Raw genomic sequence first — 23,405 nt, 5'->3', positions numbered from 1 at the left:
GCTCTGGTGGAACCGCTTTGGTCCGATGTTCGCCGCGAAGCTCAGACGCAGACGGGCGGGGAGTTTGCACGCCATCCCCTAGTGGCGCTGGCACCTGGATGAAGTCTTCGTGAAGATCATTGGCGAGAATCTATCCGGTTCCGTCGATTCTGGAAAAGACGCGCGCTGCGCCCGAGCGACAATGGGGGCTCGCTGTCCGTGTTCCGAGGTGAAACTTCATGGCGAGATCCGCCCGCTACTCCGCGCTCGCGCTGATCAGGCAGGCGCTCACCGGCAACAAGGACTGGCCGCGCGTCTGGCGCGACCCGGCGCCCAAGCCGGCCTACGACGTCGTCATCGTCGGCGCCGGCGGCCACGGCCTCGCGACTGCCTACTACCTCGCGCACGAGTTCGGCATCACCGACGTCGCGGTGCTGGAGAAGAGCTACATCGGCTCAGGCAACGTCGGCCGCAACACGACCATCGTCCGCTCCAACTACATGCTGCCTGGCAACGAGGCCTTCTACGAGTTCTCGTTGAAGCTCTGGGAGGGCCTGGAGCAGGACCTCAACTACAACGCCATGGTCTCTCAGCGCGGCATCCTCAACCTCTGCCACTCCGATCCGCAGCGCGACGCCTACGCGCGGCGCGGCAACGCCATGCGGCTACACGGGGCGGACGCCGAGTTGCTCGACCGCGACGGCGTGCGCGAGCTCTGCCCCTTCCTGAACTTCGACGATGCCCGCTTCCCGATCACTGGCGGCCTGCTGCAGCGCCGGGGCGGCACGGTGCGCCACGACGCCGTCGCCTGGGGCTACGCCCGCGGCGCCGACAGCCGGGGCGTCGACATCCTGCAGAACTGCGAGGTCACCGGCTTCCTCATGGAGGGCGGGCGCTGCGTCGGCGTCAAGACCGTCCGCGGCGAGATCCGTGCCAATAAGGTCGGCGTCGCCGTCGCCGGCTCCAGCTCCCGCGTCATGGCCAAGGCCGGGCTGCGGCTGCCGATCGAGAGCCACGTGCTGCAGGCCTTCGTGAGCGAGGGCCTGAAGCCGATCATCCCCGGCGTCATCACCTTCGGCGCGGGCCATTTCTACATCAGCCAGTCGGACAAGGGCGGGCTGGTCTTCGGCGGCGACATCGACGGCTACAACTCCTACGCCCAGCGCGGCAACCTGCCCACGGTCGAGGACGTCTGCGAGGGTGGGATGGCGATCCTGCCAATGATCGGCCGGGCGCGGCTGCTGCGCTCCTGGGGCGGGATCATGGACATGTCGATGGACGGATCGCCGATCATCGACTGCACGTCGGTCGAGGGCCTCTACCTCAACGCTGGCTGGTGCTATGGCGGCTTCAAGGCGACGCCGGCCTCGGGCTACTGCTTCGCCCACCTGCTCGCCCGCGACGAACCGCAGGAGACCGCCACGGCTTACCGCCTCGACCGCTTCCGCAGCGGTCGCGTGATCGACGAAAAGGGCGTCGGCGCCCAGCCCAACCTGCACTGAGGCGGCGGCGATGCGGATCTCCTGCCCCCTCTGCGGCGCGCGCGACGTCAGCGAGTTTACCTATCTCGGCGATGCCGACCCGCGGCGGCCCGACCCGGCGGCGGCGGATGCGGCGGACGCCTTCCACGACTACCTCCACCTGCGCGACAATCCGGCCGGCTGGCACGAGGAGCTCTGGTACCACGAGGCCGGCTGCCGCTCCTGGCTGCAGGTGCGCCGCAACACGGTGACCCACGAGCTCGGCGAGGTGCGCCGCGCCCAGGACCTTCGCCCGCGGGAGTCCGGCTCGTGACCGCGCCCGGACATGCCGTCGCCAAAGAGGGCCTCGCACTTCGCGAGGAGACGAGACCCGCAAGCGCGCCCGCTGTCCAGGCGCAACGGCGCAGCGACGGCGGCCTGATCGACCGTAGCCGGATCCTCGCGTTCAGCTTCGACGGCAAAGCCTTCGCCGGTCACCCGGGCGACACGCTGGCCTCGGCGCTGCTCGCCAACGGAGTCCGGCTGCTCGGCCGTTCCTTCAAGTACCACCGGCCGCGCGGCGTCCTGACCGCCGGCTCGGAGGAACCCAACGCCCTGGTCCAGCTACGCTCAGGTGCGCGCCGCGAGCCGAACACCCAGGCCACGGTGGTCGAGCTTTACGACGGCCTCGAGGCCGCCAGCCAGAACCGCTGGCCCTCGCTGCGCTTCGATGTGGCCGGCGCCAACGATCTGCTGTCGCCCTTCCTGACCGCGGGCTTCTACTACAAGACCTTCATGTGGCCCGCCGCCTTCTGGGAGAAGGTCTACGAGCCGCTGATCCGCCGCGCCGCCGGCCTCGGCCGCTTGTCCGGCGCGCCCGATCCCGACGCCTACGAGAAGTCCTACGCCTTCTGCGACCTCCTGGTGATCGGCGCCGGGCCGGCCGGCCTGATGGCGGCGCTGACCGCGGGCCGGGCCGGGGCGCGGGTGATCCTGGCGGACGAGGACTTCCGACCGGGCGGCCGCCTGCTCGCCGAGACCCACGAGGTCGGCGGCCTGCCAGGGGCGGCCTGGGCCGACGCGGTCATGGACGAACTGGCCGGCCTCGACAACGTCCGCTGCCTGCCGCGGACCACGGTCTACGGCGTCTACGACGGCGGCACCTACGGTGCGCTGGAGCGGGTCGCCGATCACCTGCCGGTTCCGCCGCCGGGCCAGCCCCGCCAGCGGCTGTGGAAGATCGTCGCCAAGCGGGCAGTCCTGGCCGCCGGCGCTATCGAGCGGCCGATCGCCTTCGGCAACAACGACCGGCCCGGAATTCTGCTGGCGGGCGCCCAGCGCAGCTATCACAACCGCTTCGGCGTCCTGGCCGGGTCGCGCACCGCCGTCTTCACCTGTAACGACGACGGCTGGCGCAGCGCCGCCGACCTGGTCCGGGCCGGGGCTACGGTCGCGGCGGTGATCGACAGCCGCCCCGAGGCCCGACGCCCGGATTGCCTCACCGGACTCGACGGCGTCGAGCTGATCGCCGGCGGCCGGGTCGTCGAGACCCGCGGGCGCTTCGGGCTCAAGTCCGTCGACTGCCTCGACCGCGACGGCCGGCGACGGTCGCTGACGGTGGACTGCCTGGCCGTCTCCGGCGGCTGGAACCCGGCGCTGCACCTGACCTGCCACCAGGGCGCCAGGCCGGTCTGGTGCGACGACCTCGCCGCCTTCGTGCCGTCGGACAACCTGCCGGCGGGCCTGGCGGTCGCCGGCGCCGCGGCCGGCAGCTTCTCGACACAGGCGGCCCTGCGGGAGGGCGCGGACTGCGGGGCCGCGGCGGCCGAGGCCGCGGGCTATGCGGCCCGGAAGCCCGACCTGCCCGAGGCCGAGGACGGCGCCGTCGCGCTCACCCCCTTCTGGCACGTGAAGGAGAGCAAGTCCCGCGCCTGGCTCGATTTCCAGAACGAAGTCACGGTGAAGGACGTCGCGCTCTCCTATCGCGAAGGCTTCCAGTCCGTCGAACATCTCAAGCGCTACACCACGCTCGGCATGGCAACCGACCAGGGCAAGACCGCCAACGTCCAGGCGCTCGCGATCATGGCCGACCTGACCGGCAAGTCGATTTCCGAAACCGGCACGACGGTCTTCCGGCCGCCCTACACGCCGGTGCCCATCGCCGCCTTCGCCGGGCGCAGCCGGGGCAAGGACTTCCGGCCGTTCCGCCTGACGCCCTCCCACGACTGGGCGGTCGAGCAGGGCGCCGTCTTCGTCGAGACCGGCGCCTGGCTGCGCGCCCAGTGGTTCCCGCGTCCAGGCGAGACCCACTGGCGCCAGAGCGTCGACCGCGAGGTGCTCGCGGTCCGCAACGCGGTCGGCGTCTGCGACGTCACCACGCTCGGGAAGATCGACATCCAGGGCGCGGACGCCGCCGAGTTCCTGAACCGGGTCTACGCCAACGGCTTCGCCAAGCTGCCGCTCGGCAAGGTGCGCTACGGCCTGATGCTGCGCGAGGACGGCTTCGTCATGGACGACGGCACGACCGCGCGCCTCGGCGAGACCCACTACGTCATGACCACGACCACGGCCAAGGCGGTTCCGGTCTTCCGGCACCTGGAGTTCTGCCGCCAGGTGCTCTGGCCCGAGCTCGACGTGCAGCTCATCTCGACCACCGAGCAGTGGGCACAGTTCGCCGTGGCCGGGCCGCGCTCCCGCGACCTGTTGCGCGAGGTGGTCGATGCCGCGCACGACATCTCCAACGCGGCCTTCCCCCACATGGCCTGCGGCGAGGTCACGGTCTGCGGCGGCACCCGCGCCCGGCTGTTCCGGATCTCCTTCTCCGGCGAGTTGGCCTACGAGATCGCGGTGCCCGCGCGCTACGGCGACGCGATGATCCGCGCGCTCATGGCCGCGGGCGAGGCCTTCGGGGTCGTGCCCTACGGGACCGAGGCCCTGGGCGTCCTGCGCGTCGAGAAGGGCCACCCGGCCGGCAACGAGCTCAACGGCCAGACCACCGCGGCCAACCTCGGGATGGGCCGCATGGTCTCGAAGAAGAAGGACTGCATCGGCAAGGTCCTCTCGGAACGGCCCGGCCTCAACGCGCCGGACGACCTGCGCCTGGTCGGCTTCCTGCCGCTGGACCGCGGCGCGCAGCTGACCGCCGGCGCGCACTTCATCGCCCTCGGCGCGGCGACGGTCGCGGCCGAGGACCAGGGCTACATGACCTCGGTCGCCCACTCGCCGAACCTCGGCCACTCGATCGGCCTCGGGCTGATCAGGAACGGCGACCAGCGGCTCGGCGAGAAGGTGCGCGCTATCGACCTGGTCCGCGATGCCGACGTCGAGGTCGAAATCGTCAGCCCGCACTTCATCGATCCGGATGGGGAGCGTCTGCGTGCCTGACCTCGCCCTCACCGCGCGCTCCCCGCTCGCTGGCGCCCAGGCCGAGAGCTGGCCCGGCTTCGCCCTCGCGGAGGTCACGGACCTGGCCCTCGCCTCCTTCGCCACCCGCCGCGAGCAGGAGGCGGCGCTGCGGATCAGGGCCGAAGCCCGCTTCGGCTTCGAACCGCCCCCGTCGGGCCGGACCGCGAGCAGCGACGGCATGACTTTCCTCTGGACGGGTCACGAACAGTGGTTCGTCGAGGCGCCGGAGAGCGCCCGTGACAGCCTCGAGGTCCTGCTGCGCGAGACCTTCGCGGATACGGCCACGGTCACCGATCAATCCGACGCCTGGGCCAACCTGCGGCTCGAGGGCCCGGCGACCCGTGCCGTGCTGGAGAAGCTCTGCCCCCTCGACCTGCACCCTGGCGCCTTTCCGGCGGGGACGACCGCGCGCACGACCATGGAGCATGTCTCGGCGGTGATCACCCTGCGCGACGACCGCGGGCGCTTCACGATCCTGACGCCGCGCTCCTCCGCCGGCTCCTTCCTGCACCATCTCCGCCTGGCCGCCGACAGCGCCTGCGGTGTCCGCTAGGGCCGCGGCGGCGCCCTCCGGCCCGTGAATTCAAAGGACCGTGTACTGAGTTCGAAGCCGCTTTGGGGGAGCTGCGACTGTCGGTGCGACGCTGCGGACGCCCTGCCTCGCCAAAGACTCTTCGCGACGCGACCTGGCCGCCCCTAGGCCGGCGCCGCTCAAGCCAAGGTCGCGCGCCCGGGGCGTCGAGATCAGTTCCGAATGGCTGGCGAGGTCGCGCCACGCGCGGTCACCTTGATCAGGGCCAGAGCTTCTCCCGCTGGCCGAATTGCAGCAGCTCTTCGGCGGTCAGGTCGATCAGTTCGACCTCGAGAAAGGTGTCCAGCCAGCGCTGAAGGTCGGGCATGTCGGGACGGACCGCGATCGCGACCAGGTATGACCGCGCGCCGCCGATGCAGGAGCGGATCTGGATGCGGGCACTGGGTTGCTGATGCAGCAGATAACGGGACTGCGCCTCGGTGTGAACGCTGACCAGGACCTCGCCGGCCAGGATCGCTTCGAACTGTTCATGGGGATCGTCGAACAGCTTGGGCACCGCGTCCGGCACCAGCTGGCGCGCGACGGCTTCCGTCCGGCTCCCCTTCTGCAAGGCGACCTGGCCCGGCGTGGCCAAAACCTCGGAGATTTCGTCCACGGTCGGGCAGGTGCTGTGGAAGGGCATGGCGTCACGCCGGTGCAACAGCAGGCTCGGCGCCTCGCGGATGTAGGGGCGGCTGAAGCGAACCTGCAAGGCGCGACGTGCGGTGATGAGGATCCCGCCGAGCGCCAGATCGGCCTGTCCGCCGGCGACCATTTCGATCAGCTCGTCGGAGGACTTCGCGCTTCGGTCGAACCGCAGCTCGACCTCGAAGGCGGCGGCGATCTGGCGGGCGAGCCAGACATCGAAGCCCTGCGGCTCCTCTCCCTCGACGTCGACGACATAGGGCGGCCGCTGGCGCGCCGGCAAGGCGACGACGAGCCGACCCGCGGCAATGATCCGATCGATATCGGCGAAGCCGGTCTCCGCGGCGCAGACCCCGCGGCCCCAGGACGCAACCGCCAGAAGCGCGGCGATCAAGGCGAGAGCACGAGTCACGGCTTCCGCTTTCCTTCTCCGGCGGCGGTGAGCACCGCCAGCATGTTCGTTGCCTTGACCGTCAACATGGAGCCGAGCGGCGCGGTCAGGGGCTGCGTGGTGGCGAGCACGACGACGGCAAGCACCGGAGGGATGCCGGCGCCCAGCAGGACCGGCGCGACCACCGGCGCAAGGATGGCACCGCCGCCGACCGCCGCCGCGCCGCCGACGACGCAGCCGATCGTCAGAACCACCAACTCGCCCGGGCCGAGCTGAACATCGTAGAGCTGAGCGAGAAAGCCGACCAGAACCGCGAAGAGAAGGATCTGGCCATGCTGGTTGGCAACCACGCCGAAGGGCGCGACCGTGTCCGAGAGCTCGCGGCGGACGCCGAAGCGCTCGCGCAGGGCTTCGATGCTCGAGTAGAGCGCGACGAAGGGATTGTCGGTCGCGAGCGCAAGGATGAGCGGTTGCTTCTGGGCATCGAGCACGAAAAGCGGCGAGCAGCGCGCGGCGACGGCGGTTATGACCGCGTAGACCAGAATCAGCGCCAGCCCGGCGACCCAGAGGGTCAGCAGAAAGCGGGCGAAGGCGGCGAACATCTCGGTGTCGATCTCGACGACCGCGGCGGCAACGATGGCGAAGAGCCCGAGGGGCAGCGGAACCAGGACCCAGCCGAAGACCTTCGCGAAGATCTCGTAGAAGGTGTTGACCACCCGCAGGGTTTCGTCGGCACCGGTGCTGCGCACGACGCCGAGGGCGAGGCCGATGAGCACAGAAAAGAACACGATGCTGATGAACTGGCCGCTGCTGAGGGCCGAGAACACGTTGGACGGCACGACACCCTGCAGGAAACCGAGAACGCCGCCCGTCTCGACTTCTTCGTGATAGATCCAGCGGGTCAGCAGGCCGCTGCCGGAGGGCTCCGGAACGGCCGCCGCCCTGTGGCCCTCGACCCGCGCGCCCAGCGCGTTTGTGGCCTCTTCGCTCAGGCCGGCGCCCGGCTGGAGCAGGTAGACCGCCAGTAGTCCGACCACGCTGGGCAGCAGGAGACCGACCGCATAGTAGCCCGCAAGGCGGCCGAAGAGCGGCCGGGTCACGGGATTGCGAAGCATCTGACCGATGCCCCAGGTCAGGGCGGTCACCATGATCGGCAGCATGCACATCGAGAGCAGCGCTATGTAGATCGCCGCTAGGGGCCGCAGCTCGAAGGCGAGGTCCCTGGCGAAGAGGCCGCAAAGAACCCCGAGCAGCACGCCGGCGATGATCGTCTTCGGATCGCCCAGGAAGCCGAGCGCGCGGGACCAGGCACCCGAAAGCCTCCCGCCTTCCCCTGCGCCCTCGGACCTTCCGTCAGGCGATGCCAAGTCTTCCACCCGTCCCCCTTCGACCGCACCGCGGTCCGCTCATCGCGCCCCGAATCGCCCAAACGGAAGGTCCTGTCAAACGGACAGATTCCCCTTCACTTCGCTTAGGACTCCCTCATTCGCCGAAGGGCGTGATTTCGGCGCTACGAGCGCCCTTGACGCGGACCCGGTAGCTGCCGGTCTCGCAGTGGATGATCCAGGCCTTCCTGTCCGGCGAGCTATGCGCCGGGTCGGGCTGGACGCTCTTGGACTCTCGGCCTTCGTAGCCATTCCGACGCAAGGCCGTCGCCATGGTGCTTGGGGTCCTTTTCTGCTACCGCCACCCCCGACCATATCAGGATCAAGCATGGAAGCCATGCCAGCCGGGCGCCGATCCGCCCGGTTCCCGGTCATTCGAGCACCCGGTATCCCGATCCAAATCCATTGGCACAGGATTCCGATACCAAAACCAGCCAATCCGCGCCAGGAAGCGGCGAAGACCCTGCGCGGCCATGTCGATCATCGCCGCCACAAAGCCCAGAGCCGCCTGCGGTCATTCGAACGGAGATGAGCTGCTCATCTGTATGCGATAGATCAAACTGCGCTCAATTGAGTCCAATTGAGCGCAGTTTGATCTAGTCGCCGGATATCATCCGCCAGAGCACGCCCAGGTTATCGCGGGCTTGCTCGCGATGGGTCCGGTAGCCTGCGTGCGCCGTCGGCGGCGCACCGGGCGTGAGCTCGATCGACCAGAGCGCGCTCACGGTATTGGGCACGAAGGAGTACCTGACATCGATGATCCGATTTGGGCGGTCCGGATCCTGCGCCACAAAGCCGTCGCTGAAGCGCCGGAAGCGTGCGATGTCGCGGGCCTGCTGCGAGCTGGGATCGAGCCATGGCAGGTCGCGTTTCCGATCGAGCTTCGGGACCGACACGCCGGGAAACACCCGCGGCAGGACGCCGGCGCGCACTGCATCGACGAAAAAGCGATCCGGCGTCTCGTAAATCGTTTTCCAGACCAGGATGTTGGCGAAGCTCGGCTTCACCTCGAGACGGATCGGCCTATGCCCGCGGGAGGCGGCGACCTCCTCGGCCATGGCCCGAGCCGCCTGGTGCTGCAGAGCTCCGGCCGTCAGATAAAGGACCGCCCAGGCGAGGGCGAAGCGCGCCAGCGCGGGCTTTCGCCTGAGCCCGCACAGAACGACCAGGACCAAGACCGGCAGCGTGAAGAGCGGGTCGACGATGGAAACGATGCTCAGGGCAAACCTATCCTCGCTGAACGGCCAGAACAGCATCGTGCCGTAGGATGTGGCGGCGTCGAGCAAGGGATGCGTGGCATAGCCCAGTGTGCAGAAAAGAAAGGTCTGCCCATAGGTCAGCTGCCAGCGTCGTCCCAGCATCCAATGGAGCGCCAGCGTGCAGATCAGGCCGCCGAGCGGAACGAAGATCAGGGCGTGCGTGAACTGGCGGTGGTATTCAAGGAACTTGAGCGGATCGGCCTCGGAGCGGATCAGAACGTCCAGATCCGCCGTCATGCCGGCGAAGAACCCAAGGATGCCGGCGATGCCGATCTGGGTCTTGTTGCGCGTCGCTTGCGGCAGCGCGGCGCCCAGCGCGCCCTGTGTCAGCGGGTCCATGCTATCGGAGACTTCCGGCCGTTGCGCGATAGCGTGGCGCAGGATCGCCCGCGCCGGGCGCGGAGCACCTCACCCGGTCAGCACGGTGTCGATGCGCTCCAGCGCCCAATCGACCTGGTCGCGGGTGATGATCAGCGGCGGCGCGAAGCGGATCGTATTGACGTGGGTCTCCTTGCACAGCAGGCCGAGGTCCTTGAGCGACTCGCAGTAGCGCCGGGCGCCGCCGGCTTCGCGCTCGAACTCCACCGCCAGCATCAGGCCGCGGCCGCGCACCTCCCTGATGTTGTTGCTACGGATCGCCTTGAGACCCTCGAGGAAGTAGGCGCCCATCTCGGCGGCGTTTTCGATCATCCCTTCCTCGACCAGGACCCGCAGCGCCGCCCGCGCGATGGCGCAGGCCAGTGGATTGCCCCCGAAGGTACTGCCGTGCTCGCCGGGCCTGAGCACGCCCAGGACCTCTGAGTTGGAAAGCACCGCGGAGACCGGATAGAAACCGCCCGACAGAGCCTTGCCGACCAGGGTCAGGTCGGCTTCGATCCCCTCATGCTCCTCGGCCAGCAGCCGCCCGGTCCGGCCCAGCCCGGTCTGGATCTCGTCCAGGATCAGCATCACGTTGTGGCGGCTGCAGATCTCGCGGACCTGCTGCAGGTAGCCATCCGGCGGGATCATCACCCCGGCCTCGCCCTGGATCGGCTCGACCAGGAAGCCCGCGGTGTTGGGGGTGATTGCCGCCTCCAGGGCCTCGGCGTCACCGAAGGGGACCACCTTGAAACCGGGCGCGAAGGGGCCGAAGCCGCCGCGCGCCGTCGGGTCGGTGCTGAAGCCGACGATCATCAGGGTGCGGCCGTGGAAGTTGTTGCTACAGACGATGACCTCGGCCTGGTCGGCGGGAATACCCTTCACCTCGTAGCCCCATTTGCGGACCGCCTTGACCGCGCTTTCGACCGCCTCGGCGCCGCTGTTCATGGGCAGCACCTTGCTGGCGTTGGTCAGGTCGCAGATCTCCTGATAGAAGGGCGCCAGCTGGTCGTTGCGGAAGGCCCGAGATGTCAGGGTGAGCTTGCCGGCCTGCTCGATCATGGCCTCGCGGATCTTGGGGTGGCAGTGGCCCTGGTTGACCGCGGAATAGGCCGAGAGGCAGTCGAGGTAGCGCTTGCCGTCGATGTCCCAGACCCAGACCCCCTCGCCGCGCGAGAGCACGACGTCGATAGGCTTGTAGTTGTGCGCCCCCAGCTCGGCCTCGATCTCGAGGAAGGCCTGCCCGTCGTCCGGACCTGCGGTGGATAGCTCTTGCTTACTCATCTCAGGTTCCCAGTGTGAAATCGCTCGGTTCCCCACCCGGACCCGAACATAGCGAAGAACGCGGGAGGGAGCCATGCATTGTCGCAACCCCCGGTGCAGATGCCGGGTCTGGTGACCGACCTCCGTCGGCAAGGCCAGCTTCGCCATGCGAACCGAGAATTCGCCGAAAGCCCCTTCCGGTCGCACCGGGAGGGGCTTTCGGCGTTTTGGGGCCCGCGATGGGCGCGGGTCCGGATTTGGAGGAAAGATCATGGTTAAGCAGCATGTGAACGTCGGCACCATCGGACACGTGGACCACGGCAAGACCACGCTGACCTCGGCGATCACCAAGATCATGGCAGCCCTCCACGGCGGAAACCCTGTCGACTTCGATCAGCTCGACAAGGCGCCGGCGGAGCGGGCTGGCGGGGTCACGATCAACGTGGCGCACGTGCTCTACGAGTCCGCGCGCCGCAGCTATGCCCACGTCGACTGTCCGGGCCACGCCGACTACATCAAGAACATGGTGGCGGGCGCGGCCCAGATGGACGGCGCGATCCTGCTCGTCGACGGGTCGCGCGGCCCGCAGGAGCAGACGCGCGAGCACGTCCTGCTCGCCCGTCAGCTCGGGCTCGGGCACCTGGTCGTCTTCGTCAACAAGGTCGACGTCGCCGACCCGGAGCTGCTCGAACTGGTCGAGCTCGAGGTCGTCGAGCTGCTGGCCACTTTCGGCTACCAGGATGTTCCCTTGGTCCGGGGCTCGGCTCTGCTGGCCCTGGAGGCGGCGGAGGCCGGCCGTTTCGACGATCCGGCCACGGCCTGCATCCGCGAGCTGGTCGACTGTCTCGACGCCCGGATTCCGGATCCCGCGCGGGATCTCGACGCGCCCTTCCTGATGCCGGTGGAGGACGTGATGACGATCTCCGGTCGGGGCACGGTCTGCACCGGGCGGGTCGAGCGCGGTCTGTTGCGGCCGCAGGAGCCGGTCGAGATCGTCGGCCTGACCGCGAACGACGGGGCGCCCCGACGCGTCGTCGTCACCGGCATCCAGGCCTTTCGGCGCGACCTGCCGCAGGCCGAGGCCGGCCAGAACGTGGGGCTTCTGCTTCGCGGCCTGAGCCGGGACGAGGTCGTCCGCGGCCAGGTCCTGGCGGCACCGGGCTCGGTCACGCCGCGCCTTGCCGGCGAGGCCGAGATCTACGTCCTGGCGGCCGAGGAAGGCGGCCGCCGCACCCCCTTCGGGTCCGGCTACATGCCGCAGTTCTTCTTCGGCCTGACGGCCGTGACCGGCGCCGTCGAGCTGCCCCTTCTCGAGGCGGCGGAGCAGTCGGAGGTCGTCTCGCCCGGCGAGCGCCGCAGCCTGCGCTTCCGGCTGGAGAAGCCCGTCGCCTTCGAGGCGGGCATGCGCTTCGCCCTGCGCGAAGGCGGCCGCACGGTCGGTGCGGGCAAGGTCACTCGGACCCACTGACCGGCCCGGGGGACGCTTCGGCGTCCCCCGCGTGCCGCTGGGCTCCCCGTCCTCAGACCGGGAAGCCGTCCCAGAGGTCATCGAAACGCTGGCGTTCCTCGATGCGGGAGTCGACCACCGCGCGCAGCAGGTCGCGCACCGAGACGATGCCGATCAGGTCCTCGCCCCGCCTGACCAGGAGGTGGCGGGTGAAATGCGCCTTCATGGCGAAGATGGCCTGAAGCAGGGTCGCGTCCGCGGCGATCGAGGCGGGGTCCGGAGTCATGACGTCCCTGAGGGGGGTCGCGCCCGGCGACAGGTCGGCGGCGACCACCCGTTCCAGCATGTCGCGCTCGGTGAAGATGCCGCGCATGACCTGACCTTCGCAGACCAGCATGGCCCCGACGTGATGCTGGGCCATGCGCTTCGCCGCCTCGGCCACGCTGGTATCGGCGGCGAGCTGCAGGAGCTTCTGCTTGCCGATCACGTCAGCAATCTTGCTTTCCAGCATGAGCCCGCCCTGCCCCTTCTCCCGGACTTCGACAGATCGCAATTCTGCCGCATGCCGGCAATTCCTCCTTGACTCAAATCAACGCCCGACGGCGGACCCTGACCTATTGATGGCGGGCAGTGACGGGAGGCAGGGGACTGGCCCGACGAGATCGCGCTCGTTCCCCAAGCAACAGTCGCCGGAGACGGTCCGATGCCATCGGCAGGGTCGGCGGCACGCCGGCGCGGGAGGGTCGCCATGAGCCTCGACCGAAAACTCGTCGAAGAGCTGCGAGAGCGGCGCGCGAAGATCCGCGCCGGCGGCGGCGGCGACAAGCTGGCGGCGCGCCGCGACAAGGGGCTGATGACCGCCCGCGAGCGGATCGAGGCGCTCTGCCAGCCCCACACCTTCCAGGAGTCGGGCGCCCACGCCGAGCACGGGGCCCGGCAGTTCGGCGCTGTCGAGAAGGCCATGCCGGCCGACGGCGTGGTCGTTGGCACCGGCTATGTCGACGGCCGCCTGGTCGCAATGGTCAGCCAGGACTTCACGGTCGCGGCCGGCACCCTCGGCAAGGTGCACGCGATGAAGATCGTCGAGGTCATGCGCCTGGCGAAGAAAGTCGGCGTTCCGCTGATCGCCTTCAAGGACTCCGGCGGCGCCCGGATCCAGGAAGGGGTCGACGCGCTCTCCGGCTACGGCCGGGTGTTCTACAACAACGTGCTGCTGTCGGGCGTGGTGCCGCAGATCGCGATCATCGCCGGCCCCTGCGCCGGCGGCGCCGCCTACTCGCCGGCGCTGATGGACTTCATCATCATGACCGAGACCGGCGCCCGGATGTTCATCACCGGGCCCGAGGTCATCAAGGCGGTCACCGGGCGCGAGACCTCCATGGAGGAGATCGGCAGCGCCGCGGTGCACGCCGGGGTCAGCGGCAACGTGCACCTGGTCGCCCGCGACGACGGCCACGCCATCGAATTGGTCCGCGAACTGCTCGACTACCTGCCCTCGAACAACACCGAGGACCCGCCGCATCGCCCCTCCGAGGACCTGGCGCTCGAGCCCGACCCGGGCATGGACGCCCTGATTCCACAGGACATCGGCGAGCCCCTGGACACCCGCGCGGTGATCGACCGCCTGGTCGACGGCGGGCGCTTCCTGGAGATCCACGCCGGCTGGGCCGGGAACCTGATCGTCGGCTTCGGACGCATCGAGGGCATCGTGGTCGGCATCGTCGCCAACCAGCCGCAGGTCAAGGCCGGCGCATTGGACATCGACGCCTCGGACAAGGCCTCGCGCTTCGTGCGGACCTGCAACATCTTCAACATCCCCCTGGTGACCCTTGTCGACGTGCCCGGCTTCCTGCCAGGGGTCGAGCAGGAGCGCGGCGGCATCATCCGCCACGGCGCCAAGATGCTCTACGCCTACGCCGCGGCGACCGTGCCGAAGCTGACCGTGATCCTGCGCAAGGCCTACGGCGGCGCCTACCTCGCCATGTGCGCGCTCGAGATGGGCGCCGACTTCGTCTATGCCTGGCCGACGGCGGAAATCGCGGTCATGGGCGCCGAGGGCGCCGTCAAGATCCTGCACCGCAAGGAGCTCAAGGAGGCCGAGGACCCGGCGGCGCGGGCCGCGGAACTGGCCGCCGACTACCGGCGCGAGGTCGCCTCGCCCTACCTCTCCGCCTCCCACGGCTACATCACCGACGTGATCGAGCCGGCGGCAACCCGGTGGATGCTGGCGCTGTCGCTGCGCAAGGCGCTGACCAAGCGCGAGCTGCGGCCACCCAAGAAGCACGGAAACAACCCGATGTAGGAGAAGCGCCCCCAGGGGCGCGCGGCAGGCATGAACGAGCCGATCTACCTCTCGATCACGATCTACGGCCTGGCCATCGTGATCTCCTTCCTGGTCGCGGCCCTGATCAAGGGCATCGTGGTCGCCCTGCCGCTGCTGCGCCGGGAAGACGCGGTGCCGGTGCCGCGCCCTGCGGCGCCCGACGCCACCGCCGTGCCGCCCGAGCACCTGGCCGCGATCGCCGCGGCGGTGGCGGCGGTCGTCGGCCCGCGCCACATCATCCACATCGAGGACCGCGGCCGCGCCACCGCCTGGAGCGCAGAAGGCCGCATGATCCACCAGACATCGCACGCGGTGACGCGCACGCCGAAACGCTGAGCCGGAACGAGGACGAGAGGTCGCAGGGGAAAGGCCGATGCAGAGAAGATTCAAGATCAGCGTCGAGGGCCGCGATTACGACGTCGTCGTCGAAGAGATCACCGAGGACGCCGGCGGTCTCTATCCCGACCGTGACACCATGCGCGGCGCACCGGCTGGACCGAGTCGGCCCGCGGCCGGGGTCTCTGCGCCCGCGGCGGCGATTGCAGAACCGCGACCGACGGCCGGCCCCGGCGACGTGGTCAGCCCGCTGGCCGGCGTCGTGGTCTCGATCGACGTCGAGACCGGCGCCGCGGTCGAGGCCGACACCCGGGTCGCCACTTTGGAGGCGATGAAGACCAAGACCATGGTCAAGGCCGGCCGGAGCGGCAAGGTCGCCGCCATCGCGGTCACTGCGGGCGAGGCCGTCGAGGCCGGCCAGACGCTGCTGACGATCGCCTGAGCGCCGATACGCCGGGCGTCCCGGACATGGAGAACCTCGACCTCCTCGACATCTTCCAGGGCCTGGCCACCCTCGCGGCCGCGGAGCCCGAGGTGATCGCCATGCGCCTCTTCCTGATCGCCCTGGGCATGCTGCTGATCTACCTCGGGCGCAAAGGGGTGCTCGAGGGGCTGCTGATGATCCCCATGGGACTCGGCATGGCCACGGTCAACGCCGGCGTGCTGTTCCTCGAGGACGGTCGGCAGGGCAACCTCTTCGTCGATCCCCTGGTCGAGGAGCCGTCGGCGCTGATGACCGTCCTGCAGATCGACTGGCTGCAGCCGATCTACACTCTGACCTTCTCGAACGGCCTGATCGCCTGCCTGGTCTTCATGGGGATCGGCGCGCTGCTCGATGTCGGCTACGTCATGGCACGGCCCTTCCAGAGCATGTTCATCGCGCTCTGCGCCGAGCTCGGCACCGTGGTCGCCTTCCCCCTGGCCCGGGCCTTCGGGCTCTCGCTCGAGGACTCGGCCGCCGTCGCCACCATCGGCGGCGCCGACGGGCCGATGATCCTCTTCACCTCGCTGATCCTTTCGGATGAGCTCTTCGTGCCGATCACGGTGGTGGCCTACCTCTATCTGGGCCTCACCTACGGCGGCTATCCCTACATGATCAAGCTGCTGGTGCCGCGGCACATCCGCGGCCTGAAGATGCCGCCGGAGCCGGTCCGCAAGGTCAGCCCGGGCGAGAAGATCGTCTTCTGCGTCGCAGCCTGCACCTTGCTCTGCCTGCTGTTTCCGGTGGCAGCACCTCTGTTCTTGTCGCTTTTCATCGGCGTGGTGGTGCGCGAGAGCAACCTCAGGAACTACGCCGAGCTCTTCAGCGGACCCCTGCTCTACGGCGCCACCTTCTTCCTCGGCCTGCTCCTGGGCGTGCTCTGCGAGGCAAACACGATCCTCAATCCCGACGTCCTGGTGCTCCTGCTGCTCGGCATCCTGGCGTTGGCCATCTCCGGCCTCGGCGGATTGGCCGGCGGCTACATCCTCTACTTCGCCACCGGCAAGAAGTACAATCCGGTGATCGGCATTGCCGGGGTGAGCTGCCTGCCGACGACCGCCAAGGTGGCGCAGAAGTGCGTGGCCGAGGTCACGCCCGATGCGGTGGTCCTGCCGCACGCCTTAGGTGCGAGCATCAGCGGAGTCATCACCTCGGCGATCTTCGCCGGCATCTTCATCGCCGCGATCCATTGAGCGGGGCAGGTCATGATCAACTATCCGGATTGGGTCTACCGGCAATCCGCGGTCTTGCCTTACCGTCTGCGTAACGGCGATCCCGAGGTCCTGCTGATCACCTCGCGCAGCGGGAAGCGCTGGGTGCTGCCCAAGGGAATCGTCGAGCCGGGGATGACCCCGCCCGTCTCGGCCGCCAAGGAAGCGCGCGAGGAGGCCGGAATCGAGGGTGCGGTCTCGACGCGCAGCCTTGGCCGCTACCGCCAGGACAAGTGGGGCGGCACCTGCCGGATCGAGGTCTTCCCCATGCGGGTCACGGCCGAGTTGGAGACCTGGCCGGAGGCCGGCATCCGACGCCGGGAATGGCTGCCGCTGAGCGCGGCGATCGAGCGGCTCGAGGGCAAGAAGCTGCGCCGGCTCCTCGGGCGCCTGCCCGAGTGGCTCGCCAAGGCGAAGACCAATGCCGCCGAGGTCACCCGGATCGAGACCCTGCGGCTGCTCTATCTCCTGCGCCACGCCAGGTCGAGCCGGGCGGACCGGACCCTGGCCGACTTCGACCGGCCCCTGACCAAACGCGGTCTGGCCGACTGCGAAGTCCTGCGGGATTACCTGCGCCTGGCCGACGTCGAGCCGGACCTGGTTCTTTGCTCCCCGGCAACGCGGACCCGGCAGACCCTGACCGCCATCGCAACGGCCTTCTACGAACCGGCAAAGCCGGATTTCGACGAGCAGATCTACGACGGCGGCCCGAAGAAACTGCTGGCCCGACTCTCCCGCCTGCCGGAGTCCGTCTCCTCAGCGATGCTGATCGGCCACAACCCGGGTCTGCAGTCCCTGGCGCTCCGGCTCGCCGGAAAGGGCGACGCCGAGGCCTTGGCCAGAATGGCGGCGGCGTTCCCGGCCGGCGCGCTGGCTATCCTGGTGGTCCAGCCGCCGCGTTGGCGGAACCTCGGCTCGGGGACTTGCCGCTTGCACAGCTTCGTGACTCCGCGAGACCTGGCGTAGCCCGGCATCGCTTCCCAAAGACATCGCAGGCGCGACCGGCGGGTGTCGGCGCCTTTCGGCCGCCGGCTAGCGCACTTCCCGATCAGACGCGTTCGCGTCTGGCCGGGAGTAGTGCGCTAAGATTTTGAAGCAAGGGCGTTACATCCGGCCAGATTGATCGCGAAGCGATTCAATCTGATCGGATAACGCCCTAGACGCCGCTTTTGGCCGCTCGAGGCCTGCTGGCCGGGGCCTTCTTCGCCGCGGGACGCTTCGCCGGGGGACGCTTCGCCGGGGCCTTCTTCGCAGCCGGACGTTTGGCCGGAGCCTTTTTCGCCGCGGGACGCTTCGCCGGGGCCTTCTTCGCGGCCGGGCGCTTCGCCACCGATTTCCGGGCGGCCGGACGCTTGGCGGCTGCTTTCTTCGCCGCGGGCCTCTTGGCCGCCGACTTCTTGGCCGCCGCCTTTTTCGACGAAGTCTTTTTCTTAGGCTTCTTCGCGGACGAAGAGGAGAGCAGCGTGCTGGCGATCTTGCTGGACGACTTCACCAGAGCCTTGTACTCCCGCTCCGTCGCCTTGACGATGTTCGCGTATTCCTTCTGTGAGGCCTTTTGCAGCGCGCGCAGTTCCTTCTCGACGGCCCGCATGCGCGCCTTCACCTCTTTCGCAGCCGACCCGTCGGACAAAGCCTTCTCGAGGACCTCTAGCTTTGCGCGCGCCTGCATCGAAGCCTTACGGACGTGAGACAGGGCATCGTTCGAGGCCGCCTCGAGACGCTTCATCTCCGCATCGAGGCGCTTTTGTACTTCTGCAACCGTTACCATGAGATGTGTCTTCCCTTGTCTTGGCATTGCCTTGCGCAATTCAAGCGAGGCATCTGACGCGACGGTCATCAAGCGCGCTCGACTGCGATTCGTCGTGCGCTCAGCCTGAGTTGCGAGAAACGGTCTGTCAACCGGCAGGCGACGCTTAAGGCTTCGGCCGCCCGATCAGGAAGCGGATCATCCGGTCGGACCACTTCGTGTAGGGCGGTTTGATGAAGCGGCCGAGCATCGAAGCGGTCAGCCCGCTTTGCAACAACACGCCCTTCTTCTTCGAGAAGGTGCGGAAGCCGTCGATGCCGTGGTAGGCGCCCATGCCGCTCGGCCCGACGCCGCCGAAGGGCAGGTTGTTCTGGACCACATGGAACATGCAGTCGTTCACCGTGACCCCTCCGGAGGTCGTGCTCTCAAGAACCCGACGCACGCGGGCCGCATCGGTGTCGAAGTAGTAGAGCGCCAGCGGACGGGGCCGGTCGTTAACGTAGTCGATCGCCTTATCGAGTCCCTCGTAGGTGACGATGGGCAGGACGGGGCCGAAGATCTCCTCCTGCATGACGCGCATATCGTCGTTCACATTGGTCAGCAGGGTCGGCGGGAAGATGCGGTTCTCCGCGCTCCAGGCCTCGGACGCGGGATTGACCTGAATGATCTCCGCGCCTCGGTCGCGGGCGTCGTCGACCAGCGCCGTCATGCGCTCCCAGGCCGGGCCGTTGATGATGCGGGTGTAGTCCGACCCGGCGCCGAGATGCGGCAGGCGGCGAGCGATCGCCGCCGTCGCCTCCCGCACGAAGGCTTCCTTCAACCGGCCCGGCACGAGCGCGTAGTCCGGCGCCACGCAGGTCTGCCCGGCGTTCCAGATCTTGGCGGCGCAGATTCGTTCGGCCGCCTGCGCGACGGGATAGTCCTCGTGGACCACGGCCGGCGACTTGCCGCCCAGTTCGAGCGTGACGGGGGTCAGGTTCTCCGCGGCCGCGGCCATGACTAGCTTTCCGACCCGTGCCGAGCCGGTGAAGAGAATGTGATCGAAGGGCAGAGCCGAGAAGGCAGCGCCGATCTCCGCACCGCCGGTGACCACGGTCACGTAGTCCGGCGGAAAAGCCTCCGCGATCATCCGGCCGATCACCTCGGCGGTCGCCGGGGCCAGTTCGGAAGGCTTGACCATCGCGTGGTTGCCGGCCGCCAGCGCGTTGGCCAGAGGCGACAGGGTGAGCAGGACCGGATAGTTCCAGGCGCCGAGGATGCCGACGACGCCCAGCGGCTGAGAGACGACCCGGGCGCGGCTGGGCCAGACCTGCCAGTTGGCCAGGACAGAACGCGGCCGCATCCAATCCCTGAGGTGGCGCTTGATGTGCCGGATCTCATCCAGGGTCGGGAAGATCTCCAGGATCTGTGTTTCCTGCCGCGCCCGCGCGCCGAAATCCCGGTTCAGCGACTCGACGAGCGCAGCCTCGTTCCGAAGCAGGACGGACTCGAGGGTGCCCAGGGCCTCTATGCGCGCGGCATGGTCCCGGGGCGCGGTCCGGCGAAAGGCCTCGCGCTGTTCGGCAAGGCGCCGGTGCAAGGCTTCCGCGTTGGTCTCGACGCCGGACAGGGGCGCGGCTGAGAGCGTGCTCACGGCTGCCCCGCCTCTGCGGTCCAGGTCTGGCGCGCGGCCTGGGGGATGTGGCTCATGGCATGCTCGGTCAAGGCGGCGATCGTCAGGCTCGGATTGACGCCGAGGTTGGCGCTCAGCACCGACCCGTCACAGATGTACATGTTGCGGTAGCCGAAGACCCGATTGCGCCCGTCGCAGACCCCGGCCTCCGGCGAGGCCGCCATGGCCGCGCCGCCCATGCAGTGCGCTGTGGTCGGGATGTTGAACAGGGATTCCACGATGGAGTTGGCGGCGACGCCGCCGGTGGCTTCGGCCATCCTGCGGGCGAAGTCGTTGGCCGCCGGAATGAAGGTCGGAATGGCGTCACCTTCGGTCACCAGGGTCCTGCGGAAGGGCCAGTACCAGGGCCGCTTGAGGCGCATGGTCAGCTCGCCTTCCAGGTTCTGCATGCAGAGGAAGATCATGGTCTCGCGGGCAAAGCGGAAGGGCAGCAGCGTCCGCAGGGTCGAGACCGGCCGGGTCGCGAGCAGCCTTAGCAAAGTCCAGAGCCAGGAGAAGACCCGGAACCAGCCGCCGGTCCCCGGCGCCATGACCGTGAGCAGGACGCCAAGGGCGTCCGAGCCGCGCGGATAGCGGACCACCTGGATCTGGGTATGCCGATCGAGCTGAATGCCCGAACCGATGGCGATCCCTTCGGAGTAGTCGTCGCTGGCCCCGGGATAGCGCACGCCGATCAGCGACTCCGCATTGGTCCGCAGATGCCGGCCCAAAGCGGTCGAAATCCGCGGCAGCGAACCGCCCTGCTTGAGGCGGAACAGCAGGTCCTGGGTCCCCAGCGACGAGGCGGCGAAGACCACGCCGCGGCAGGTCAGCCGTCCCGTCCCGCTGCCGAGGAGCCGGGTCGAGGGCCGCGTGAAGACCTCGTAGCCGGTGCCGCCGTCGGGCGAGGCTCCGATCGGCCGGACGTCCACGACCTTGGTCTCGGCCCGAAGCTCGGCGCCCTTGGCCTCGGCCAGAAAGAGGTAGTTCTGGTCGAGCGTGTTCTTGGCGCCCCGCCGGCAGCCCATCATGCAGCCGCCGCAGCCGGTGCAGGAGCGGCGCGCCGGGCCCTGGCCGCCGAAGAAGGGATCGGGATAGCGGGTGCCCGGCGGATCGCCGGCCTCGCCGAAGAAGACGCCGACCTCGGTCGGAAAGAAGGTGTCCGCGACCCCCTCAGCCTCGGCCATGGCCTTCAACCGCTCGTCGGACCGTCCGAAGATCCGGTTGGTGGTGACGCCGAGCATGCGTTTCGCGGTATCGAAGTGCGCCGGCAAGACTGTCTTCCAATCGGCAAGACCGGCCCAAGTGCCTTCGTCCCACACCGAGTCCGGCGGCACCATCAGGGTGCCGGCGTAGGTGATCGAACCGCCCCCGACCGCGTTGCCGTGCAGGACCATGACGTGGCGGAACAACCGCAGACTGAAGAAGCCGCGCAGGCCCAGACCCGGCCGCCAGATCCAGCGGGCAAGGGACCAGTTGCTCTCGGGCAGCGTCTCGGGGGTCCAGCGCCGGCCCATCTCGACGACCGCGACCCGATAGCCCTTCTCGACCAGACGCAAGGCGGAGACGCTGCCGCCGAAGCCCGAGCCGATGACGATGAAATCGTAGTCGTGGGGAACGGCGCCGTCTCTCATGTCACCTTCGCTATCGGAGCTTCGCCGGCGCGACCACCGCCGCCGGTCGCACGCCCCTCGGTTGTAGGGCCCGGGCCGGACAAATCAAGGCCCAACGGGAAGCCGGCCCGGGCCGCAGACCCCGGCCAGCTCGCGCGGGCGGACGCTAATGCGCCTCCTCGCGCAGCGCGCGGCGCAGCACCTTGCCGATGTTGGTCTTCGGCAGTTCGTCTCGGAACTCGATGCGCCGCGGTACCTTGTAGCCGGTCAGGCTGCGACGACAGAAGGCAATGACCTCCTCGGCCGTCAGGTTCGGGTCCTTCCGCACCACCGCGACCTTGATCGCCTCGCCGGTCTTGGCGTCCGGCGTACCGACCGCCCCGACCTCGAGCACGCCCGGATGCTTGCTCACGATCTCCTCGATCTCGTTGGGATAGACGTTGAAGCCGGAGACCAGGATCATGTCCTTCTTGCGGTCGACGACGCGGATGAAGCCCGCCTCGTCGATCTCGGCGACGTCCCCGGTCAGCAGGAAGCCGTCCGCCGTCATCACCCGGGCGGTCTCCTCCGGCCGGTTCCAGTAGCCCTTCATCACCTGCGGCCCCCGGACGCAGAGCTCGCCGGGGGCACCGACCGCGACCTCCTTCCCGTCGTCGTCGCGGATCGAGACCTCGGTCGAAGGCACCGGCAGGCCGATCGAGCCCCGCCGTTCGGTGTGGTCCATGGGGTTGATCGTGACCGCCGGCGAGGCCTCCGTCAGCCCGTAAGCTTCGATCAGAGGGTGGCCGGTGACCTCCTTCCACTTCTCGGCAACCGTCTCGTGCAGGGCCATGCCACCGCTCAGTGCCAGGCGCAGCTGCGAGAAATCGAGCCTGGCGAAGTCCGGATGGTTGAGCAGCGCATTGAACAGCGTGTTCACGCCGGTGATGGCGCTGAAGCGGTGCTTGGCAAGTTCCTTCACGAAGGTCGGAATGTCGCGCGGGTTGGTGATCAGGACGTTCTTCGCACCGAGGGCAAGGAAGGTCAGGCAGTTCGCGGTGAGCGCGAAGATATGGTAGAGCGGCAGCGCGGTGATGATGATCTCCTCGCCCGGCTTCGCGAAGGGCTTCACCCAGGCGAGGGACTGCTGCACGTTGGCCAGCATGTTGCGGTGGGTCAGCATCGCCCCCTTGGGCACGCCGGTCGTTCCGCCGGTGTATTGCAGGAAGGCCACGTCGTCGTGCCCCGTCTCCACGGGCTTCAACTCGAGAGTCAGGCCCTTGGCCAGGACCTCGGGAAAGCGGAGCGCCCCCGCGATGTGCCAGGGCGGAACCATCTTCTTCACGAACTTGACGACGAAGTTCACCAGGCTGCTCTTCGGGAAGCCGAGCATGTCACCGAGCCGGGTGACGATGACGTGCTTCACCCGGGTCGAGGCGACGGCCTCCTGAAGCACCGAGGCGAAGTTCTCCATGATCACGATCGCCTCGGCCCCGGAGTCCTTCAGCTGATGCTCCAGTTCCCGCGCAGTGTAGAGGGGGTTGCAGCTGACAACGGTGTAGCCGGCCCGCAAGGCCGCAAAGAGGGCGACCGGATACTGCAGGGAGTTGGGCATCATCAGGGCCACGCGCGCGCCGGGCGCCAGATTCAGCTCGCCCTGGAGATAGGCGGCAAAGGCCCGGGACAGCCGCTCCAGTTCCCCGTAGGTCATCGCCTTGTCCATGTTGACGTAGGCGATCTTGTCGGCGTAGGCCGCCGTGCTGCGCTCGAAGAGGTCGCCGAGAGACCGGTAGTCGTTCAGGTCTATCGTCTTGGGAACGCCGGACGGATAGCTCGCCAGCCAGATCTTTTCCATTACTTGGCTCTCCCCAAAGGACGCGTCGAAGCTGAACCTCGCGCGTT

The 23,405-nt window shown here is 68.5% G+C and carries 20 protein-coding genes; 10 read left to right on the top strand and 10 right to left on the bottom strand.

Going from position 1 to position 23,405, the window contains the following annotated elements; genetic code table 11:
- Positions 1–218: 218 nt before the first annotated feature.
- The 4 genes from QNJ30_07595 to QNJ30_07580 are packed head-to-tail and all read left to right on the top strand — an operon-like array spanning position 219 to position 5,397.
- A complete protein-coding gene (locus tag QNJ30_07595) occupies positions 219–1,481 on the top strand; it encodes a sarcosine oxidase subunit beta family protein (GenBank protein MDJ0943311.1) in 1,263 nt (420 codons plus the stop codon).
- 10 nt (positions 1,482–1,491) lie between these two features.
- Positions 1,492–1,773 (top strand): sarcosine oxidase subunit delta, encoded by a 282-nt coding sequence (locus tag QNJ30_07590; GenBank protein ID MDJ0943310.1) that lies wholly within the window; start codon positions 1,492–1,494, stop codon positions 1,771–1,773.
- Positions 1,770–4,823: a sarcosine oxidase subunit alpha family protein gene (locus tag QNJ30_07585; GenBank protein MDJ0943309.1), complete on the top strand. Its 3,054-nt coding sequence runs from the start codon at positions 1,770–1,772 to the stop codon at positions 4,821–4,823. Before QNJ30_07590 ends, QNJ30_07585 begins: the two co-directional genes overlap by 4 nt.
- Positions 4,816–5,397, top strand: a complete 582-nt coding sequence (locus QNJ30_07580; protein ID MDJ0943308.1) for a sarcosine oxidase subunit gamma family protein — start codon at positions 4,816–4,818, stop codon at positions 5,395–5,397. Before QNJ30_07585 ends, QNJ30_07580 begins: the two co-directional genes overlap by 8 nt.
- A 238-nt stretch (positions 5,398–5,635) precedes the next feature.
- On the opposite strand, the gene QNJ30_07575 is transcribed toward QNJ30_07580, so the two are convergent.
- The 5 genes from QNJ30_07575 to rocD all read right to left on the bottom strand — a co-directional run bounded on the left by QNJ30_07575 (position 5,636) and on the right by rocD (position 10,736).
- A complete protein-coding gene (locus QNJ30_07575) occupies positions 5,636–6,472 on the bottom strand; it encodes a transporter substrate-binding domain-containing protein (GenBank protein MDJ0943307.1) in 837 nt (278 codons plus the stop codon).
- On the bottom strand, positions 6,469–7,818 hold the full coding sequence (locus QNJ30_07570; GenBank protein MDJ0943306.1) for a cation:dicarboxylase symporter family transporter: 1,350 nt from the start codon (positions 7,816–7,818) through the stop codon (positions 6,469–6,471). The genes QNJ30_07575 and QNJ30_07570 overlap by 4 nt, the downstream gene beginning before the upstream one ends.
- 115 nt (positions 7,819–7,933) lie before the next feature.
- Positions 7,934–8,110 carry a hypothetical protein gene (locus tag QNJ30_07565; protein ID MDJ0943305.1) on the bottom strand — a complete coding sequence of 59 codons (177 nt, stop codon included), beginning with the start codon at positions 8,108–8,110 and terminating at the stop codon, positions 7,934–7,936.
- 322 nt (positions 8,111–8,432) lie between these two features.
- Positions 8,433–9,434 (bottom strand): metal-dependent hydrolase, encoded by a 1,002-nt coding sequence (locus QNJ30_07560; protein MDJ0943304.1) that lies wholly within the window; start codon positions 9,432–9,434, stop codon positions 8,433–8,435.
- A gap of 69 nt (positions 9,435–9,503) precedes the next feature.
- Positions 9,504–10,736, bottom strand: a complete 1,233-nt coding sequence (gene rocD / locus QNJ30_07555) for an ornithine--oxo-acid transaminase (GenBank protein ID MDJ0943303.1) — start codon at positions 10,734–10,736, stop codon at positions 9,504–9,506.
- A gap of 250 nt (positions 10,737–10,986) precedes the next feature.
- Between rocD and QNJ30_07550 the strand changes: the two genes are divergently transcribed.
- Entirely contained in the window at positions 10,987–12,183 is a 1,197-nt protein-coding gene (locus QNJ30_07550; protein MDJ0943302.1) for an elongation factor Tu, read from the top strand.
- A 52-nt stretch (positions 12,184–12,235) separates the two neighbouring features.
- On the opposite strand, the gene QNJ30_07545 is transcribed toward QNJ30_07550, so the two are convergent.
- On the bottom strand, positions 12,236–12,673 hold the full coding sequence (locus QNJ30_07545) for a CBS domain-containing protein (GenBank protein MDJ0943301.1): 438 nt from the start codon (positions 12,671–12,673) through the stop codon (positions 12,236–12,238).
- A 237-nt stretch (positions 12,674–12,910) separates the two neighbouring features.
- Between QNJ30_07545 and QNJ30_07540 the strand changes: the two genes are divergently transcribed.
- The 5 genes from QNJ30_07540 to QNJ30_07520 are packed head-to-tail and all read left to right on the top strand — an operon-like array spanning position 12,911 to position 17,479.
- Positions 12,911–14,464, top strand: coding sequence for an acyl-CoA carboxylase subunit beta (locus QNJ30_07540; protein ID MDJ0943300.1), 1,554 nt, complete (start codon positions 12,911–12,913; stop codon positions 14,462–14,464).
- Positions 14,465–14,494: 30 nt separating this feature from the next.
- Complete coding sequence (locus tag QNJ30_07535) at positions 14,495–14,821, top strand: hypothetical protein (protein MDJ0943299.1); 327 nt, start codon at positions 14,495–14,497, stop codon at positions 14,819–14,821.
- A 37-nt stretch (positions 14,822–14,858) separates the two neighbouring features.
- On the top strand, positions 14,859–15,263 hold the full coding sequence (locus QNJ30_07530) for an acetyl-CoA carboxylase biotin carboxyl carrier protein subunit (GenBank protein MDJ0943298.1): 405 nt from the start codon (positions 14,859–14,861) through the stop codon (positions 15,261–15,263).
- 26 nt (positions 15,264–15,289) lie between these two features.
- Complete coding sequence (locus QNJ30_07525) at positions 15,290–16,495, top strand: sodium ion-translocating decarboxylase subunit beta (GenBank protein ID MDJ0943297.1); 1,206 nt, start codon at positions 15,290–15,292, stop codon at positions 16,493–16,495.
- Positions 16,496–16,507: 12 nt separating this feature from the next.
- The gene (locus QNJ30_07520) at positions 16,508–17,479 is read left to right on the top strand and encodes an NUDIX domain-containing protein (GenBank protein ID MDJ0943296.1); all 972 of its coding nucleotides are present in this window, start codon (positions 16,508–16,510) and stop codon (positions 17,477–17,479) included.
- Between the two features lie 190 nt (positions 17,480–17,669).
- On the opposite strand, the gene QNJ30_07515 is transcribed toward QNJ30_07520, so the two are convergent.
- From QNJ30_07515 to QNJ30_07500, 4 genes are all read right to left on the bottom strand, one after another.
- Positions 17,670–18,281, bottom strand: a complete 612-nt coding sequence (locus tag QNJ30_07515; protein MDJ0943295.1) for a hypothetical protein — start codon at positions 18,279–18,281, stop codon at positions 17,670–17,672.
- A gap of 145 nt (positions 18,282–18,426) precedes the next feature.
- Complete coding sequence (locus tag QNJ30_07510) at positions 18,427–19,893, bottom strand: coniferyl aldehyde dehydrogenase (GenBank protein MDJ0943294.1); 1,467 nt, start codon at positions 19,891–19,893, stop codon at positions 18,427–18,429.
- Positions 19,890–21,545, bottom strand: a complete 1,656-nt coding sequence (locus QNJ30_07505) for a GMC family oxidoreductase (protein ID MDJ0943293.1) — start codon at positions 21,543–21,545, stop codon at positions 19,890–19,892. Before QNJ30_07505 ends, QNJ30_07510 begins: the two co-directional genes overlap by 4 nt.
- Positions 21,546–21,690: 145 nt before the next feature.
- The gene (locus QNJ30_07500) at positions 21,691–23,358 is read right to left on the bottom strand and encodes an AMP-binding protein (GenBank protein MDJ0943292.1); all 1,668 of its coding nucleotides are present in this window, start codon (positions 23,356–23,358) and stop codon (positions 21,691–21,693) included.
- Between the last annotated feature and the right edge of the window lie 47 nt (positions 23,359–23,405).

It is taken from the genome of Kiloniellales bacterium (genome assembly GCA_030066685.1).
GTDB lineage: Bacteria > Pseudomonadota > Alphaproteobacteria > Kiloniellales > JAKSBE01 > JAKSBE01.
This window is presented reverse-complemented; position numbering and strand designations above follow the sequence as displayed.

What these genes read in the sequence shown, in the direction of transcription:
- rocD (MDJ0943303.1), bottom strand. Translation starts at nt 10,736, where the DNA reads ATGAGTAAGCAAGAGCTATCCACCGCAGGTCCGGACGACGGGCAGGCC.
- QNJ30_07535 (MDJ0943299.1), top strand. Translation starts at nt 14,495, where the DNA reads ATGAACGAGCCGATCTACCTCTCGATCACGATCTACGGCCTGGCCATC.
- QNJ30_07515 (MDJ0943295.1), bottom strand. Translation starts at nt 18,281, where the DNA reads ATGGTAACGGTTGCAGAAGTACAAAAGCGCCTCGATGCGGAGATGAAG.
- QNJ30_07560 (MDJ0943304.1), bottom strand. Translation starts at nt 9,434, where the DNA reads ATGGACCCGCTGACACAGGGCGCGCTGGGCGCCGCGCTGCCGCAAGCG.
- QNJ30_07500 (MDJ0943292.1), bottom strand. Translation starts at nt 23,358, where the DNA reads ATGGAAAAGATCTGGCTGGCGAGCTATCCGTCCGGCGTTCCCAAGACG.
- QNJ30_07595 (MDJ0943311.1), top strand. Translation starts at nt 219, where the DNA reads ATGGCGAGATCCGCCCGCTACTCCGCGCTCGCGCTGATCAGGCAGGCG.
- QNJ30_07530 (MDJ0943298.1), top strand. Translation starts at nt 14,859, where the DNA reads ATGCAGAGAAGATTCAAGATCAGCGTCGAGGGCCGCGATTACGACGTC.
- QNJ30_07545 (MDJ0943301.1), bottom strand. Translation starts at nt 12,673, where the DNA reads ATGCTGGAAAGCAAGATTGCTGACGTGATCGGCAAGCAGAAGCTCCTG.
- QNJ30_07525 (MDJ0943297.1), top strand. Translation starts at nt 15,290, where the DNA reads ATGGAGAACCTCGACCTCCTCGACATCTTCCAGGGCCTGGCCACCCTC.
- QNJ30_07520 (MDJ0943296.1), top strand. Translation starts at nt 16,508, where the DNA reads ATGATCAACTATCCGGATTGGGTCTACCGGCAATCCGCGGTCTTGCCT.
- QNJ30_07590 (MDJ0943310.1), top strand. Translation starts at nt 1,492, where the DNA reads ATGCGGATCTCCTGCCCCCTCTGCGGCGCGCGCGACGTCAGCGAGTTT.
- QNJ30_07505 (MDJ0943293.1), bottom strand. Translation starts at nt 21,545, where the DNA reads ATGAGAGACGGCGCCGTTCCCCACGACTACGATTTCATCGTCATCGGC.
- QNJ30_07550 (MDJ0943302.1), top strand. Translation starts at nt 10,987, where the DNA reads ATGGTTAAGCAGCATGTGAACGTCGGCACCATCGGACACGTGGACCAC.
- QNJ30_07565 (MDJ0943305.1), bottom strand. Translation starts at nt 8,110, where the DNA reads ATGGCGACGGCCTTGCGTCGGAATGGCTACGAAGGCCGAGAGTCCAAG.
- QNJ30_07540 (MDJ0943300.1), top strand. Translation starts at nt 12,911, where the DNA reads ATGAGCCTCGACCGAAAACTCGTCGAAGAGCTGCGAGAGCGGCGCGCG.